General features: G+C 52.7%; 2 protein-coding genes and 1 pseudogene. All 3 read left to right on the top strand.

All coding sequences use genetic code 11. From position 1 onward, the window contains the following. Positions 1 to 622, top strand: a pseudogene (locus HMPREF2896_RS12685) (HNH endonuclease); the annotation flags it as partial. Next, complete coding sequence (locus HMPREF2896_RS13205) at positions 609 to 674, top strand: erythromycin resistance leader peptide (RefSeq protein ID WP_071569110.1); 66 nt, start codon at positions 609 to 611, stop codon at positions 672 to 674. The pseudogene HMPREF2896_RS12685 and the gene HMPREF2896_RS13205, both read left to right, overlap by 14 nt. Before the next feature lie 99 nt (positions 675 to 773). Beyond that, positions 774 to 1,026, top strand: a 253-nt coding sequence (locus HMPREF2896_RS08280; protein WP_305764442.1) for an rRNA adenine N-6-methyltransferase family protein, incomplete at its 3' end; no start/stop codon positions are given.

Genomic DNA, 1,026 nt, shown 5'->3' with positions numbered 1-1,026 from the left:
CTTCTTCTTTTCCACCACCAACCCTAATAACCCACATGCTATAGCCCGCTCCAAAGCACGACGTGCTACCTATGAGACCTGGCAGGCAGCCATGCCCAGCCTCGACGCCGATATCAACACCACCGCACTATCCCTAGTGGCGGCCTGGTCACTGCCAGAAGGCCACATCAAATCAGGCCTGCGCGCTATCCACCGCCTTAACAGCCTGCCGAAAGTCAAAGCTATACAAGACACCCACTGCCTGCTCGACATTGAATCCCTCATTGCTATTGATCAACCCATGTCAGCACTGACAGCCTTGACTGATGAAACCCTAGAGTTCATCGACACTATCCTGGCTGACTTCTTTACCCCTTCTAAACCGAATCAGGCTTTTCCTACACGTAGTCAAATCAGGCGCAAAGTCCGCGATATATGTAAAACACTGGATGATTCCATTGCCTATCGGGATACCCGCCCTAAAGATACCTACCGGTTTTCCTCTAACGGTACCTCTGCCTGGTTGGAACTGCAGGTTGAAGAAGACACCGGCATGAAACTCGATGCCTTCATCCACCAGACCGCCGCCAAGGAAGACATCACTGTCCCTGAGGCACACGCGAATTTAAATGGATATAATTAGACCCATGTTGATTTCAGGTACCGCTTTCTTGCGGTTGCGCACCAACCGCTAAGGCGGTTTCCTACCCCGTAGGTTAAAAACCGCTCCGGTCCTTTAGCCGGGCGGCTATTTGTCATGCCCGGCTCCCTTTCAAATCCAAGGAGCACACCTGATGTCTGCATACGGACACGGCCGTCACGAGCATGGCCAAAATTTTCTCACCAACCACAAGATCATCAACTCCATCATCGACCTTGTGAAACAAACCTCCGGCCCCATCATTGAGATCGGACCAGGAAGCGGTGCCCTCACTCACCCGATGGCCCACTTGGGGAGGGCGATAACGGCAGTTGAAGTGGACGCAAAACTAGCTGCCAAAATCACACAAGAAACCTCCTCGGCGGCGGTCGAAGTGGTCCATGATG

The organism is Corynebacterium sp. HMSC069E04, from assembly GCF_001813175.1.
Lineage (GTDB): Bacteria > Actinomycetota > Actinomycetes > Mycobacteriales > Mycobacteriaceae > Corynebacterium > Corynebacterium aurimucosum.
Note: the sequence above shows the minus strand (reverse complement) of the source record. Positions and strands in the feature narration are given on the sequence as shown.